14 protein-coding genes are annotated in these 13,785 nt (G+C 71.4%); 10 read left to right on the forward strand and 4 right to left on the reverse strand.

The features are described from left to right. Positions 1-28: 28 nt before the first annotated feature. The 3 genes from AB0B39_RS27950 to AB0B39_RS27960 are packed head-to-tail and all read left to right on the forward strand — an operon-like array spanning position 29 to position 3,472. Complete coding sequence (locus tag AB0B39_RS27950) at positions 29-1,372, forward strand: DUF4173 domain-containing protein (RefSeq protein ID WP_357575799.1); 1,344 nt, start codon at positions 29-31, stop codon at positions 1,370-1,372. 44 nt (positions 1,373-1,416) lie between these two features. After that, positions 1,417-1,830 carry a DUF485 domain-containing protein gene (locus AB0B39_RS27955; RefSeq protein WP_234582623.1) on the forward strand — a complete coding sequence of 138 codons (414 nt, stop codon included), beginning with the start codon at positions 1,417-1,419 and terminating at the stop codon, positions 1,828-1,830. A gap of 1 nt (position 1,831) precedes the next feature. Beyond that, a complete protein-coding gene (locus AB0B39_RS27960) occupies positions 1,832-3,472 on the forward strand; it encodes a cation acetate symporter (protein ID WP_357491839.1) in 1,641 nt (546 codons plus the stop codon). Positions 3,473-3,485: 13 nt separating this feature from the next. Here the strand turns inward: AB0B39_RS27960 and AB0B39_RS27965 are convergent, their stop codons facing one another. Then, a complete protein-coding gene (locus AB0B39_RS27965) occupies positions 3,486-3,839 on the reverse strand; it encodes a hypothetical protein (protein WP_234582625.1) in 354 nt (117 codons plus the stop codon). Beyond that, positions 3,836-4,297, reverse strand: coding sequence for a hypothetical protein (locus AB0B39_RS27970; protein WP_357575804.1), 462 nt, complete (start codon positions 4,295-4,297; stop codon positions 3,836-3,838). Before AB0B39_RS27970 ends, AB0B39_RS27965 begins: the two co-directional genes overlap by 4 nt. 122 nt (positions 4,298-4,419) lie before the next feature. On the opposite strand from AB0B39_RS27970, the gene AB0B39_RS27975 reads away from it, so the two are divergent. Both AB0B39_RS27975 and AB0B39_RS27980 read left to right on the forward strand, forming a co-directional pair. After that, a complete protein-coding gene (locus AB0B39_RS27975; protein WP_234582626.1) occupies positions 4,420-5,184 on the forward strand; it encodes an ABC transporter ATP-binding protein in 765 nt (254 codons plus the stop codon). Then, positions 5,169-6,872 carry an ABC transporter permease gene (locus AB0B39_RS27980; protein ID WP_357491835.1) on the forward strand — a complete coding sequence of 568 codons (1,704 nt, stop codon included), beginning with the start codon at positions 5,169-5,171 and terminating at the stop codon, positions 6,870-6,872. Before AB0B39_RS27975 ends, AB0B39_RS27980 begins: the two co-directional genes overlap by 16 nt. Here the strand turns inward: AB0B39_RS27980 and AB0B39_RS27985 are convergent. Together AB0B39_RS27985 and AB0B39_RS27990 are read right to left on the reverse strand one after the other, a co-directional pair. Next, a complete protein-coding gene (locus AB0B39_RS27985; protein ID WP_357575800.1) occupies positions 6,869-7,084 on the reverse strand; it encodes a DUF397 domain-containing protein in 216 nt (71 codons plus the stop codon). The genes AB0B39_RS27980 and AB0B39_RS27985 overlap by 4 nt on opposite strands. Further along, on the reverse strand, positions 7,081-7,866 hold the full coding sequence (locus AB0B39_RS27990) for a helix-turn-helix transcriptional regulator (protein WP_357575801.1): 786 nt from the start codon (positions 7,864-7,866) through the stop codon (positions 7,081-7,083). Before AB0B39_RS27990 ends, AB0B39_RS27985 begins: the two co-directional genes overlap by 4 nt. A gap of 479 nt (positions 7,867-8,345) precedes the next feature. Between AB0B39_RS27990 and AB0B39_RS27995 the strand changes: the two genes are divergently transcribed. The 5 genes from AB0B39_RS27995 (at position 8,346) to AB0B39_RS28015 (ending at position 13,669) form a co-directional block, all read left to right on the forward strand. Further along, positions 8,346-9,098 (forward strand): flavin reductase family protein, encoded by a 753-nt coding sequence (locus tag AB0B39_RS27995; RefSeq protein WP_357575805.1) that lies wholly within the window; start codon positions 8,346-8,348, stop codon positions 9,096-9,098. A 176-nt stretch (positions 9,099-9,274) separates the two neighbouring features. After that, positions 9,275-9,640, forward strand: coding sequence for a DUF485 domain-containing protein (locus tag AB0B39_RS28000; protein WP_357491829.1), 366 nt, complete (start codon positions 9,275-9,277; stop codon positions 9,638-9,640). Beyond that, positions 9,618-11,309 (forward strand): cation acetate symporter, encoded by a 1,692-nt coding sequence (locus AB0B39_RS28005; protein ID WP_357575802.1) that lies wholly within the window; start codon positions 9,618-9,620, stop codon positions 11,307-11,309. The genes AB0B39_RS28000 and AB0B39_RS28005 overlap by 23 nt, the downstream gene beginning before the upstream one ends. Before the next feature lie 82 nt (positions 11,310-11,391). Beyond that, positions 11,392-12,369: an NAD-dependent epimerase/dehydratase family protein gene (locus AB0B39_RS28010; protein WP_357575803.1), complete on the forward strand. Its 978-nt coding sequence runs from the start codon at positions 11,392-11,394 to the stop codon at positions 12,367-12,369. 76 nt (positions 12,370-12,445) lie between these two features. Next, positions 12,446-13,669 carry an LCP family protein gene (locus AB0B39_RS28015; RefSeq protein ID WP_357491823.1) on the forward strand — a complete coding sequence of 408 codons (1,224 nt, stop codon included), beginning with the start codon at positions 12,446-12,448 and terminating at the stop codon, positions 13,667-13,669. Positions 13,670-13,785 lie beyond the last annotated feature (116 nt).

Raw genomic sequence — 13,785 nt, forward strand, 5'->3', positions numbered from 1 at the left:
TCCGACCGCTCCGGCGGCGCCAACCGCTGTGCCGGGTTCGACCCCGGCACCGGTTCCGCCGGGGGCCGCGACCACCGTCCGTCCCGGTGCCACGGGGGCACCGGGGCGGGCGGCGCAGGTCGCCTGGGCCGCCGCGACTGTCGCGCTGGTCGCCGTCGGCACGGTCCGGGCCGCCGGCTGGCTCTTCGTGCTCTGCCTGCTCGCCGCCGCGGTGACCGCGACGCTCGCGGTGACCGGTGGCCGGACCCCGTTCGGGATGCTGCTGGCCGCGACGTTGCCGCCGGCCGCGACGGTCCGAGCGCTCCCCTGGGCGGTACGAGGGCTGCACCGCACCCGCTCGTCCGGGCCCGGGATCGGGCGGATCGTGGCCAGCCTGGCGATCTCGGTAGGTCTGCTGACCCTGTTCGGCCTGCTGTTCTCCTCCGCCGACGCGGTCTTCGCCGACCTGCTGGCGGGCCTCTTGCCGGACATCTCGCCGGGCAGCGTGGTCGGCTGGTTGGTACGCCTCGGGCTGATCGGCCTGGGCCTGCTCGGCGGCGCGTACCTGGTCAGCCGGCCGCCCGACCTGAACAGCCTGCGGGCGAAGCCGGGCCGGCCGGTGCACCGGCTGGAATGGGCCCTGCCGTTGGTGCTGCTCGACGCCCTGTTCGCCGCCTTCGTACTGGTGCAGTTGACAGTGTTCTTCGGCGGCGCGGGGCACGTGCTGCGCACGGCCGGCCTCACCTACGCCGAGTACGCCCGGAGCGGGTTCTGGCAACTGCTCGCCGTCACCGCGCTCACCCTGCTGGTGATCGCCGTCGCGGCCCGCCGGGCACCGAAGGCGACCCGTGCCGACCGGCTGCTCGTCCGGACTCTGCTCGGTGTGCTCACGGCACTCAGCCTGGTCGTCGTCGCCTCGTCGCTCTACCGCATGCAGGTCTACGCCGACGCGTACGGCGCCACCCGGCTGCGGCTCTTCGTGGCGACCGTGGAGCTGTCGCTCGGGGTGCTCTTCGTTCTGGTCGGCGTGGCCGTGGCGCGGCTACGGGCCGACTGGCTGCCTCGCTTGGTGATCGGTACCGCGGTGCTGGCGCTGCTGGGGTTGGCGCTGGTCAACCCGGATCGGCTGATCGCGGACCGGAACGTCGACAGGTACCTCGAAACCGGCCGCGTCGATCTCACCTACCTCTCCGGGCTGTCGGCCGACGCCGTACCGGCCCTGGCCCGGCTGCCCGAGCCGATGCGGACGTGCGCGCTTCGGGAGATCGCCTTCGAGCTGCCCGACGACGGCTTCTGGGCGACGAACCTCGGCCGGGAACGGGCCCGGTCGGTCCTGGACGCGACACAGGTGACCAGCAGCACGACGAACTGTGTCGCCGAGGTGCGCTGGTGAGCGCGAACGCTTGACAATCGCGCTGGGCGGGCAAGACTGCCGGGGTGGCCGAGCAACTGTCTGACGTCGGGTCGGGCGGTGCGGTACCGCCGCCCCGGCGGGCCCGGATCGTGTTGGCCGACATCACCCGGCGGGACACCCGCTCCGAGCGGACCCGCGCCGAGTTGGCCCAGCAGACCCAGGTCGGCGAGGCGCTGGTTCGCGGCCTGGTCCGCGCCCAGCTCGCGCTGGCGTTGCGGCTGTCACTGGTGGTCGTCATCGGGCTGGGCGGGCTGCCCTGGCTGTTCGCCATCGCACCGTCGCTCGGCCGGACCACAGTGGTCGGCGTCAACCTGCCCTGGCTGCTGCTCGGGTTGGTCTCGTTCCCGTTCCTGATCGCGGTGGGTTGGGCGTACGTGCGGCTGGCCGAGCGCAACGAGCAGGACTTCACCGACCTGGTGCAGCGGCCGGAGCGCTGACGTGGGCAACGACTACGTGGTTCCGGCCATCGTCGCGGTCACCCTGGTCACCGTCGGGATCGGTTTCTACGGGCTGCGGCTGGCGCGGACCACTTCCGACTTCCTGGTCGCGTCCCGGGCGATCAGTCCGACCTGGAACGCCGCAGCCATCGGCGGGGAGTACCTGTCGGCAGCGAGTTTCCTCGGCGTCGCCGGCCTGGTCCTCAAGTACGGCGTGGACGTCCTCTGGTATCCGGTCGGGTTCGCCGCCGGCTACCTGGCCCTGCTGATGTTCGTGGCCGCACCGCTGCGCCGCTCCGGCGCGTTCACGCTGCCCGACTTCTGCGAGCTGCGGCTGGGGTCCCGTCGCCTGCGCATCCTCGCCACGGCTTTCGTGATCTTCATCGGTTGGCTCTACCTGGTGCCGCAGTTGCAGGGCGCCGGGCTCACCCTGGCCACGGTGGCCGGCTCCCCGTACCCCGTCGGTGCCCTTCTGGTGGCCGCCGTGGTCACCGCGAACGTGGCGCTCGGCGGCATGCGGGCGATCACCTTCGTGCAGGCGTTCCAGTACTGGCTCAAGTTGACAGCTCTCGCCGTACCGGTGATCTTCCTGGCGTTGCAGTGGCAGGCCGACGGCCGCCCGGCGGTGACCCCGCCCGACGGGCCGACGTTCCGGGCCGCGACCACGGTCGTGGTCGAGCACCGCGCGACCCTCACACTGGCCGACGGCGACATCCGAGAGGTACGCCCCGGCGACGAGCTGTCCTTCGCCGCCGGTGACCCGGTGCCGGAGGTGTCCGGGGTGGCCACCGACGCGGGGGACTGGTTGCTGCCCAGCGCGGCCGGCGACGACGACCGGGGCCTGTTCGCGACGTACTCCCTGATCCTGGCCACGTTCCTCGGCACCATGGGCCTGCCGCACGTGCTGGTCCGCTTCTACACCAATCCCGACGGCGCGGCGGCGCGGCGGACGACGCTTGTGGTCCTGGCGCTGGTTGGTGCCTTCTATCTGCTGCCCACCCTGTACGGGGTGTTGGGCCGGATCTACACACCACAGCTGCTCATCAGTGGGCAGACCGACGCGGTGGTGGTATTGCTGCCCGGCGCCGCCCTCGGGAACGGGCTGGTCGGGCGGCTGCTCGCCGCGCTGGTCGCGGCGGGAGCGTTCGCGGCTTTCCTCTCCACCTCGTCGGGGCTGCTGACCAGCGTCGCCGGGGTGATCTCGACGGACGTGCTCGGCCGGGGCTCGGTGCGCGGCTTCCGCCTGGCGACCATCATCGCCGGGGGTGTGCCAACGGCGCTGGCCCTGCACGTCTCCGGGTTGGACGTGTCCCAGGTGGTCGGGTTGGCCTTCGCGGTCGCCGCGTCGAGCTTCTGCCCGCTGCTGGTGCTCGGCATCTGGTGGCGAGGGCTGACCGACCTGGGCGCCGCCGCCGGTGTGCTGGCCGGCGGCGGGGCGGCGATCGGGGCGGTGCTGGTCACGGTGCTCGGCCCGCCGCTGTCGGGTTGGCCCGCCACGCTCACCGAGCAGCCGGCCGCCTGGACGGTGCCGCTGGCGTTCACCGTGATGGTCGCGGTGTCCATGGCGACCCGCCGACGCGCACCGGCCGACGTCGCCGCCACCATGCTGCGCCTGCACACCCCCGAAGCGTTGCGCCTGTGAGCGCAGCCCAGGCTCAGTCGGTTGCCCTGGGGTGACCCGTGCCAGCGTGTTTGACCCAGCAGGTGCGGGTGTCGTGGTCGGGGAGATACCAGATGCGGCCGCCAGCGGTGACCTCGTACTGCCACTGCGGCAGTGTCTTCCCGTTGTGCGCCGCAGTGGAGAGAGAGCCCTTCAGCGGGTGCTGCCTGCTGGTCGGCGGGGAGGGGCAGGGGTCGGATTCGATGGCGTCGAAGGCGGCGCGGGTGTTGGCCGCGGCCTGGCGACACAGTTCCTCCCAGCCCTTGGCCGCGTCGTTCGTGGCGAATCGCAGGACGTAGCCACCGGGGCGGGGTGGCGGCGCTGCCCGATCGCCTCGCTTGGCGCTCACTCTGCGTCCGGGCGGGGCACCGCCCCGAAGTCGCCGGAACTGGGGGCGGCCAGGACCCGGTGCAGGTCGGGGTCCGCGTGGATCTCGGCTGTGTGCCGCCACTCGGCGAGCAACTGGGACACGGCGGCGGTGTTTCCCACCGCCGCGGCGGCCTCCGCCGTCTCGACGAATTCGTTGGCCATCTGCTCACGGTCATCGGGGGGCAGCAACCGCACCCACGGCAACACGGTCGGCAGTGCCTCACGCACCAGGGTGGGGTCCCGGCGCACGACGCTGGCCAGCAGCCGGGCGGTCAGGTCCACCACCTCACCCTCAGCCGCCGCCCGATCGGCGGACATCAACACGAGGTCAGCGGCATCGCGGCGGCGCAGCCGCACCGCGCGGGCGCGGGACAGCCGCTCGGCTGTCTCGGCTGGCTGCCGCAGCAGCTCCGAGAACGGCACGGACTCCACGGGCATGGACACGACTTCAACACTACTTCAGAAGTCGAGGGAAGACTACGAACTCCGCCTCGGGGATGACCCCGGGTCCATCCGCGGCCGGACGGCGGAACTGGCGGTCGGCGGATAACGTCGGGCCCATGACTGGTGAGCACCCCGCGCTCGCGCTGCGTGGCCTGGCGAAGCGGTTCGACGGCACGATCGCGGTGGCGGGCGTCGACCTGGACGTACCGGCCGGCTCCTTCTACGGACTGCTCGGCCCGAACGGCGCCGGCAAGACCACCACGCTGTCGATGGCGGTCGGGCTGTTGCGGCCGGACGCCGGTTCGGCGTGGGTGCTCGGCCAGGACGTGTGGCGCGATCCGGTCGCGGCCAAGCGGCTGCTCGGCGTGATGCCCGACGGGGTACGCCTGTTCGACCGGCTGACCGGTGCGGAGCTGCTGGCGTACCACGGGCTGTTGCGGGGGATGGATCCGGCGGTGGTCGACCAGCGGGCCGCGGAGCTGCTCGACGTGTTGGCGCTCGGCGACGCCGGCCGGACGCTGGTGGTCGACTACTCGGCGGGCATGAAGAAGAAGATCGGCCTGGCCTGCGCGCTGCTGCACGGCCCCCGGGTGCTGGTGCTGGACGAGCCGTTCGAGGCGGTCGACCCGGTGTCGGCGGCGCTGATCCGCGACATCCTCACCCGCTACGCGGCCGGCGGGGGCACGGTCATCTTCTCCAGTCACGTCATGGAGGTCGTCGAGCGGCTGTGCTCGCACGTGGCGATCCTCGCCCAGGGCACCATCAAGCGGGTCGGCACGATCGCGGACGTCCGCGGCGGCCGCTCGCTGGAGCAGGTCTTCGTCGAGGTGGTCGGCGGGCGCACCGCGACCGGTGACGAGCTGTCATGGCTCTCCCGGTGAACGTCGCCGCCGCGCCCGCCGGTCCGGCGCGGACGGTCTCCGCCCGCCACTTCGTGCGCCTCAAGCTGCGGGTGATGGGCAACAACTTCCGGGGTCAGGGCTGGCGGGTCGCGCTGTTCATCGGTGGCGCGCTGGTCGGGCTGTGGTTCGCGGCCAGCGGTTTCTTCCTCTTCGCCGCGCCGGGCCTGGCCGACAACGGCAGGTACGCGGTGCTGATCGCTGCCGCCGGCGGTGGCCTGCTGGTGCTCGGTTGGCTGCTGCTGCCCCTGGTCTTCTTCGGCGTGGACGAGACGCTGGACCCGGCCCGGTTCGCGCTGCTGCCGCTGCCGCGCCGCACGTTGGTCACCGGCCTGTTCGCCGCCGCGCTGGTCAGCGTGCCGGTGCTGGCGATGTCGGTCGCCGTGCTGGGGCTGGTGCTGACCGCCTGGGCGTTGGGCGGCTGGTCCGCCGGCCTGGTGGCAGTGGTCGGCGTACTCGCCGGGTTGTTGCTCTGTGTGGCCGCCAGCCGGGCGGTGACCAGCGCTTTCGCCAGCATGTTGCGGTCCCGCCGGGTGCGGGACCTGGCGGCCGTGCTGCTGGCGGTGGCCGCCGCGCTGCTCGGGCCGTTGCAGATCGTCGGCCTGGCGGCGCTGCGCGAGACGGACTGGACCCGGCTGACCGGTGCCGCGACGGTGCTCGGGTGGACGCCGTTCGGAGCCCCGTGGACCGTCGGCATCGACGTGGCGCAGGGGCGGGTGTGGGCCGCCCCGCTCAAGCTGCTGATCACGGTGGCGGCGATCGTCGCCCTGCTGGCCTGGTGGTCCCGCTCGCTGGAGTCGGCGATGGTGGGCACGGCGAGCACCGGCAAGGCCCCCGCGCAGCGCGGTGTCACAGGTGGGGCGGTCGCCCAGCTGTTTCCCCGGGCCGCAGGCTGGGTCCGGCGGGACCGGTTCGGCGCGCTGGTCGCCCGGGAGGCCCGTTACTGGTGGCGGGACGCCCGTCGCCGGGCCAACCTGATCACGATCGCGGTGGTCGGCATCTTCGTACCCGTGTTGATCAACGTCACGGGCGGGGACTTCGCGGCCGAGGACGGCGCGGGGTTCACGGCGGCTGTCGGCGACAGCTCCCCCGTCGTGGTCACCGTCTCGATGCTCTTCGTCGGCGTACTCGCCTCGGTCACCCTGGCCAACCAGTTCGGCTTCGACGGCAACGCGTACGCGGCGAACGTCGTGGCCGGCGTGCCCGGTCGGGTCGAGCTGCGCGCGCGGATGACCGCATTCTCGTTGTACGTCCTGCCGATGCTGGCTGTCGTCGCGGTGGTGCTGTCGGCACTCCTTGGTCGACCGGGATGGATCGGGCTGATGCTGGGCAGCCTGGCCGCCACCTACGGCGCGGGGCTGGCGGTGAACAGTTTCGTCTCGGTGCTCGCGGCGTATTCGCTGCCGGAGACGAGCAACCCGTTCGCGATGAACAGCGGCGCGGGCGTGGCGAAGGGCCTGCTCACCCTGCTGTCCATGATCATCACGACGGTCATCGGGGTGCCGATGGTGGTGGCTGCCGCGCTGCTCGGCAGCGCCTGGCTCTGGCTGGCCCTGCCGGTCGGCGCGGCGTACGGGCTGGGCGCGGCGTTGCTCGGCGCGTACCTGGCCGGCGACGTGCTGGACCGCCGTCAGCCGGAACTGCTGGCCACTGTCACCCCACGTCGTTAACCGGCGTTCCGGCCGGCGCCCTGGGCGGTCAGAGCGGCCTGGGCGACGAAGTCACGCCACGCGGCCGGAGCGAAGGTGAGCGTCGGACCGGAGCGATCCTTGCTGTCCCGCACCAGCACGACACCGGGCAGATTGTCCGCCACCTCGACGCAGTTGCCGCCAGAGTCGGTCGACCGGGTCGACGTGCGCCAGGCTGGCTCGCTCATCGTCATTGCGTCACCTTCAGCTTCCGGATCAGATCCAGCGAGGCGCCGGTGGAGAGTGCTTCGCCGAGCAGGCTATCCCACTTGCGATCGATCAAGGCGATCATTTCGGGGTCGTCCATGACGTGTCCCCGAACGGCATTCTCCAGGTAGAGCGCCCTTTCCCTGTCCGGCAGATCGGCGAGCACGAAGCCACCACCGAGGCCTACATGCTCGCCCACCGCCAGCGGAATGACGTGCAGCCGGACGAATGGCAGGTCTGCCACTTCCTGTAGTCGACCGAGCTGGGCGTCGAGCACCGCAGGACCACCGACGGGGCGACGAAGGCCCGTTTCGTCCACCAGGAAGACGCAGTGCGGCGGCACTTCCCGGACCAGCAGCTTCTGACGTTCCAGCCGGACCGCAACAAGCTCGTCGACCATGTTCGGCGCATGTAGCCCACCGGCCGAGATGACGGCGCGGGCATACGCCTCGGTCTGGAGCAGTCCGGGAACCAGGCATGCCTCGAAGGCTCGCAAGCGCAGGGCTCGCTGCTCGTATTCGCGCCACTGTGCGAACCAGGACGGACCGCGATCCTGGTCGGCGGCCCTGAGGAGTTCGGCGAGGAGGCCCCCGGTGGCGAGAGCCTCGTCCGCGGCGACCGCGAACTCCATCGTTGGCCGGCGGCGGCCGGTCTCGATGGCGGCCACCGTGGACGGACTCCACCTGATGACGGTCGCCAGCGCTTCCTGGGAGACCTCGGCACCAGCCCGGGCGGCCTTCAACGCCCGTACCCACATCTCGATGTTCATCCTTACCTTCCCGGTAAGTACGTGACCGCGCTGCGTAGTAAGCCCTGGAATACTCCCCTGCCCACAGCCGGGAGTCCAGGGTGGAGAACGCGCGGCCCGGCCGGTGGAGGCGACGTCCCGGCGGTCGGTCCTGCGTCGGGCCGCCCCGGTCATCCCCCGATCGGGGCGGCCCTCGTCGACCGGGAGGGATTCCTCATGCTCGGGTCAGTCCTCGCTGGGAACGGGGCGCGGTGGTCGTATCCGCTGAGGATCATGGCGTCGACGGCCGTGCCGGGCGCGATCCAGCCGGCACGCGGCGGCGCGGCGAGTCGGGCCGGGGAGCGTGCCATGCCAACGAGCGTGATGCCTCTGAGTCATTTTGATGACTCACAGGCATCACGCTTATTCGAGCGTTACCCCCCGGCGGCCGAGCGACCGCGCGGCCCGGGGCGCCCGACGCCTACCGCCGGCGGTGCGCGGTGAGCCGGCCGCACGTGCCGATGCGGCCGCTGTGGCGGTGTCGGGGCTGCGGCGCGCTCTGGCCGTGCCAGCCGGCGCGGCTGGCGCTGCTCGCGGACTACCGGCACGACCGCACCGCGCTGCTGGTCCACCTGGGCACCCTGATGGTGGAGGCGGGCGATCAACTCGCCCGGCTCAACGGACGACCCGCCGACCTGCACGAGCGCTTCCTGGGTTGGGCGCGGGTCCGGGGCGGCACAATGTTTCACGTGAATCATGAGCCGGGTGCCGAGATCCACCACACCGACCCGTTCGCGGTGCCGACCGGGCAGCGGTCGCCGGTCCGCCGGCTGCGGGGTCGGCTTGCGGCGCCGGTGACCCTCTGGACGGCGCCCGGTCCGGCGGGCCTGACCGTCTCGTCCACCCTGATCGCCGAGGGGGAGCCGGATCGGCTGCTCGGGTTGATCGACGCGGAGTCCGACCTCTGGGCCGCTGTCGAGGAGGCGGGCCGTTTCGCGGTAGCGCCGCTCGGACCGGCGCACCGCCAGCTCGCCGACCGGTTCGCCGGCCTCTTCCCCGCCCCGGGAGGGCTGTTCGCCACCGGCACGTGGACCGAGACGCCGTACGGGCCGGTGCCGAGCGACGCCGGCGGCTGGGTGGGCTGTCGCCTGGACACCGCCCGGGAGTACGGCTGGGGCCTGCTGGTGGAGGCCACCATCGAGGCGGTCGACCTGGCCGAGGAGGCCGCACCGCTGCTGCATTACCGGGGTCGCTACCACGAGCTGCCGGGCTGACCTGGGCGGCCCGCGAACCGACCGGTCACCGGAGTGACCTGGGTCACTCGGCGCAGCCAGCCAACCGCTCGGCGCACTCGACGACCGGCGTCGATCTCGGCCTTCCCCGTTCGGGAGCGTGCTCTCTACGGTGCGCGGAAACTACCCCCGACGCCTGTGAAGGTGGTGATCCACAGATGTCCACGGACACACCCGCGCCTACCGCTTCCCAGCCGGACAAGTACCTGGCCGTGCAACGGTCGGACGAGTTCGCCGGGCTGCGGCGCGCGCTGCGCGGCTTCGTCTTCCCGATGACCGTCGCGTTCTTCCTGTGGTACGCGCTCTACGTCATTCTCTGCGCCTACGCCCGGGACTTCATGGGCACGAAGCTGTTCGGCAGCAACATCAACGTTGCGCTGGTCTTCGGCCTGCTCCAGTTCGTCTCGACGTTCGTGATCGCCTGGCTCTACTCCCGGTACGCGGACCGGAAGATCGACCCGGTCGCCGACCGGATCCGTGCCGAGATCGGGGAGGTGACCCATGACAACGGTCCACGCGGCTGACCTGATCCTCGCGGCCGAGGCCCCCAACCACACGGCCCGCAACCTGACGATCACGCTGTTCCTGGTCTTCGTGGCGGTGACCCTGGGCATCACCATCTGGGCCAGCCGGCAGACCAAGACGGCCACCGACTTCTACGCGGGCGGTCGTTCCTTCTCCGGCTTCCAGAACGGCATGGCTATCGGCGGCGACTACATGTCCGCCGCCTCGTTCCTCGGCATCGCCGGCATCATCGCCCTCTACGGCTACGACGGCTTCCTCTACTCGATCGGCTTCCTGGTCGCCTGGCTGGTCGCCCTCCTGCTGGTCGCGGAGCTGCTGCGCAACTCCGGCCGGTACACGATGGCCGACGTGCTGGCCTTCCGGATGCGGCAGCGCCCGGTGCGGACGGCGGCGGCGGTCTCCACCATCACGGTGTCGATCTTCTACCTGCTGGCCCAGATGGTGGGCGCCGGCGCGCTGGTGGCTCTGCTGCTCGGCATCAAGCCGGGAACGACCTTCCTCGGCATGGACGCGGCCACCGCCAAGGTGGCGACCATCATCATGGTCGGCGCCCTGATGATCATCTACGTGACCGTGGGTGGCATGAAGGGCACCACGTACGTGCAGATCGTCAAGGCGTTCCTGCTGATGACCGGCGCGCTGCTGATGACCGTGCTGGTGCTGGCCAAGTTCCACTTCAACCTGTCCGAGCTGCTCGGTGCCGCCGCCTCGTCGTCCGGCAAGGGCGACAAGCTCCTGGGGCCGGGCCTGCGCTACGGCGTGGAGGTCGCCGGCAACGCGACGCAGACCTTCTACAACAAGATGGACCTGCTCTCGCTCGGCATCGCCCTGGTGCTCGGCACGGCCGGTCTGCCGCACATCCTGATCCGCTTCTACACCGTGCCGACCGCCAAGGCGGCCCGCAAGAGCGTGCTCTGGGCCATCGGCATCATCGGCACCTTCTACCTGCTCACCCTGGCCCTCGGCTTCGGTGCGGCGGCACTGGTGGGCAGTGAGGCCATCACTGCGCAGGACAAGGCCGGCAACACTGCCGCACCGCAGCTCGCCGAGGCGCTCGGCCTGGAGTTCTTCGGCGGCGACCTGGGCGGCGCGGCCCTGCTGGCGATCATCGCGGCGGTTGCCTTCGCCACCATCCTGGCCGTGGTCGCCGGGTTGACCCTGGCCTCCTCGTCCAGCCTGGCGCACGACTTCTACGCGAACGTCCTGAAGAAGGGCGAAACGTCGGAGCGCCAGGAGGTACGGGTCGCCCGGATCTCCGCCCTGGTGATCGGCGCGATCTCCATCCTCCTGTCGATCTTCGCGCAGAACCTCAACGTGGCGTTCCTCGTGGCGCTGGCCTTCGCGGTCGCCGCCTCGGGCAACCTGCCGGCGATCCTCTACAGCCTGTTCTGGCGGCGGTTCAACACCTCCGGAGCGGTCTGGGCGATCTACGGCGGTCTGCTCTCGGCAGTGGTGCTGGTGTTCTTCTCACCTGTGGTCTCGGGCGCGGCGACGTCGATGTTCCCGGACCACGACTGGCAGTGGTTCCCGCTGTCCAACCCGGGCATCCTGTCCATCCCGTTCGGCTTCCTGTGCGGGTGGATCGGCACCCTCATCTCCAAGGAGCACGACGAGGAGAAGTACGCGGAGCTGGAGGTGCGCGCCCTCACCGGTTCGGGCGCCCACTGACCCTCGACACGGGGCCCCCTGTCGACGCTACGCGTCGACAGGGGGCCTCTCGCGGTAAACGGGGGTCGGTAGGCTGACCGGCATGAAGGTTGCTGAGCGCTTCGGTCCCGGTCACCGCGTTCTCGTCACCGGCGGCGCCGGTTTCGTCCCGTCGCACCTGGTCGACTCCCTGATCGCCCGGGGCTGCACGGTGGTGGCGCTGGACAACTTCGTCACCGGTTCCAAGGAGAACGTCGCCCACCTGCTCGACCGGCCAACCTTCACCCTGGTCGAGGCGGACATCTCCGACGGCCTGCCGACGCACCACCCGGCCCTCGCCGAGCGGTTCGACGCGATCCTGCACATGGCCTCGCCGGCCAGCCCCACCGACTTCGCGCAACTGCCGGTGGAGATCCTCCGGGTCGGCTCGGTGGGCACCCTGCACCTGCTGGAGCGCGCGGTCGCCGACGGCGCCCGGTTCCTGATGGCCTCCACCTCCGAGGCGTACGGGGACCCGAAGGAGCACCCGCAGCGCGAGACCTACTGGGGCAACGTCAACCCGATCGGCGTTCGCAGCGTCTACGACGAGGCGAAGCGCTTCTCCGAGGCCGCGACGATGGCGTACCACCGCTACCGCGGGCTGGACGCGGCGATCGTGCGGATCTTCAACACGTACGGCCCGCGGATGCGCCCGGACGACGGCCGGGCCATCCCCACCTTCATCTCCCAGGCGCTGCGCGGCGAGCCGATCACCGTGCACGGCACCGGCAACCAGACCCGGTCGATCTGCTTCGTCGAGGACCTGGTGCGGGGCATCCTGCTGCTGCTCGACTCGACCGAGACCGGCCCGGTCAACTGCGGCACGGAGCACGAGCTGTCCATGCGGCAACTCGCCGAGTTGATCGTGTCGCTCTCCGACAGCAGCTCGCAGGTGACGTACATCACCCGCAGCTCGGACGACCCGGAGATGCGGCGCCCCGATCTGACCCTCGCCCGTGAACTGCTCGGATACGAGCCGACCGTGGCGCCCGAAGACGGCCTGCGACGCACGATCGAGTACTTCCGGGCGCGGCTAGGGTAACCAGGTCACGGCGGAACACCGGTCGCTGAGTGTCGCCTGAGGGCGGTAGTGGCTCCCGCTACGTACCCTGAGTTACATGTCAGCGACCTCTGCCGGCGTTCCTCACCCGCACCTGCACCGCAGCACCGGGCGCGCTTCGGTGCCCGGCCCCGACCGGGGCGCCTCCGGACGCGCGCGTCCCGCCGAGGCGCGCTGGTATCCGTCGCACGACGAGCAGCAGCCCGGCCCGGGCGGCCCGGGAGGGCCGACGGGACCTGGCCGGCCCGGTGGCGCCGGCGGGCCGGGACGGCGTGGCCCCCGGCCGCGCTGGGGGCGGATCGGCCTGGTGGCCGGGGTCGCGGTGCTGGTGTTGGCGCTGCTCGGCGGCCTGGGCGCCTGGCTGTACGCGCGCAACCTCAACAACGATCTGGCCCGCACCGACCCGTTCGCGGAGATCACCGGAGGTCGGCCGGCGAAGCCCGTCGACGGCGCGTTGAACATCCTGCTGGTCGGCAGCGACTCCCGGGACCCGGACGCGCCTGTCGACACCAAGAGCCAGTGGCGGGCCGACACGGTCATCGTCATGCACATCCCGGCCGACCACCAGTCGGCGTACCTGGTCTCCATCCCGCGTGACCTGTACGTGCCGATCCCGCAGAGCGCCGGAGCGGACTGCGGCTCCGGCCAGCGCGCGAAGATCAACGCGGCGTTCGCGTTCGGCGGCCTGCCGCTGGCGGTCCGCACCGTGGAGTGCTTCACCGACGTCCGGATCGACCACGTGATGGCTATCGACTTCGGCGGGTTCAAGGAGGTCACCGACGCCCTCGGCGGGGTGGACCTGAAGGTGGAGCGGACGATCACCTCGATCCACAAGCCGTACCGGACCTTCACCAAGGGCACCAACCACATGGACGGCGCGGAGGCGCTGGACTGGATCCGGCAGCGCAAGCAGTTCCCGGACGGCGACTTCGCCCGGATGCGGCACCAGCAGGAGTTCCTGCGGGCGCTGATGGACAAGGCGGCGAGCACCGGCACCCTGGCGAACCCGAAGAAGCTCAACGACTTCCTCAAGTCGGTGACCGCCGCGGTGACCGTCGACCAGGGCTTCTCGGTGACGGACATGGCGGTGCAGTTCCGCAACCTGCGCGGGCAGAACCTCACGTTCCTGACCAGCCCGAACTCGGGCAGCGACACCATCAACGGCGAGTCGGTGGTGGTGTCGGACCGGGAGAAGGCGCTGGCGATGTACCAGGCCATGTCGGCCGACACCATGGCGGACTGGGTCAAGGCCAACCCGCCGAAGAACACCGACGGGGGCTGAGCGCAGGGGTGGGGGGGGGGGGGGGGCGGCGCCCCCCCCCCCCCGCCCGGCGGGCGGCGCGGGAGCCGGCCAAGCAGGGCCAGGCGGCCCCGGGGTACGCACAACCCCCGCGCCGG

The organism is Micromonospora sp. NPDC049114, from assembly GCF_040648635.1.
Lineage (GTDB): Bacteria > Actinomycetota > Actinomycetes > Mycobacteriales > Micromonosporaceae > Micromonospora.

Excerpts from the sequence above, each read along its gene's own strand:
- AB0B39_RS27970 (WP_357575804.1), bottom strand. The coding sequence starts at position 4,297 with ATGCCCGTGGAGTCCGTGCCGTTCTCGGAGCTGCTGCGGCAGCCAGCC.
- AB0B39_RS27975 (WP_234582626.1), top strand. The coding sequence starts at position 4,420 with ATGACTGGTGAGCACCCCGCGCTCGCGCTGCGTGGCCTGGCGAAGCGG.
- AB0B39_RS27980 (WP_357491835.1), top strand. The coding sequence starts at position 5,169 with ATGGCTCTCCCGGTGAACGTCGCCGCCGCGCCCGCCGGTCCGGCGCGG.
- AB0B39_RS27985 (WP_357575800.1), bottom strand. The coding sequence starts at position 7,084 with ATGACGATGAGCGAGCCAGCCTGGCGCACGTCGACCCGGTCGACCGAC.
- AB0B39_RS27990 (WP_357575801.1), bottom strand. The coding sequence starts at position 7,866 with ATGAACATCGAGATGTGGGTACGGGCGTTGAAGGCCGCCCGGGCTGGT.
- AB0B39_RS27995 (WP_357575805.1), top strand. The coding sequence starts at position 8,346 with ATGCGGCCGCTGTGGCGGTGTCGGGGCTGCGGCGCGCTCTGGCCGTGC.
- AB0B39_RS28000 (WP_357491829.1), top strand. The coding sequence starts at position 9,275 with ATGTCCACGGACACACCCGCGCCTACCGCTTCCCAGCCGGACAAGTAC.
- AB0B39_RS28005 (WP_357575802.1), top strand. The coding sequence starts at position 9,618 with ATGACAACGGTCCACGCGGCTGACCTGATCCTCGCGGCCGAGGCCCCC.
- AB0B39_RS28010 (WP_357575803.1), top strand. The coding sequence starts at position 11,392 with ATGAAGGTTGCTGAGCGCTTCGGTCCCGGTCACCGCGTTCTCGTCACC.
- AB0B39_RS28015 (WP_357491823.1), top strand. The coding sequence starts at position 12,446 with ATGTCAGCGACCTCTGCCGGCGTTCCTCACCCGCACCTGCACCGCAGC.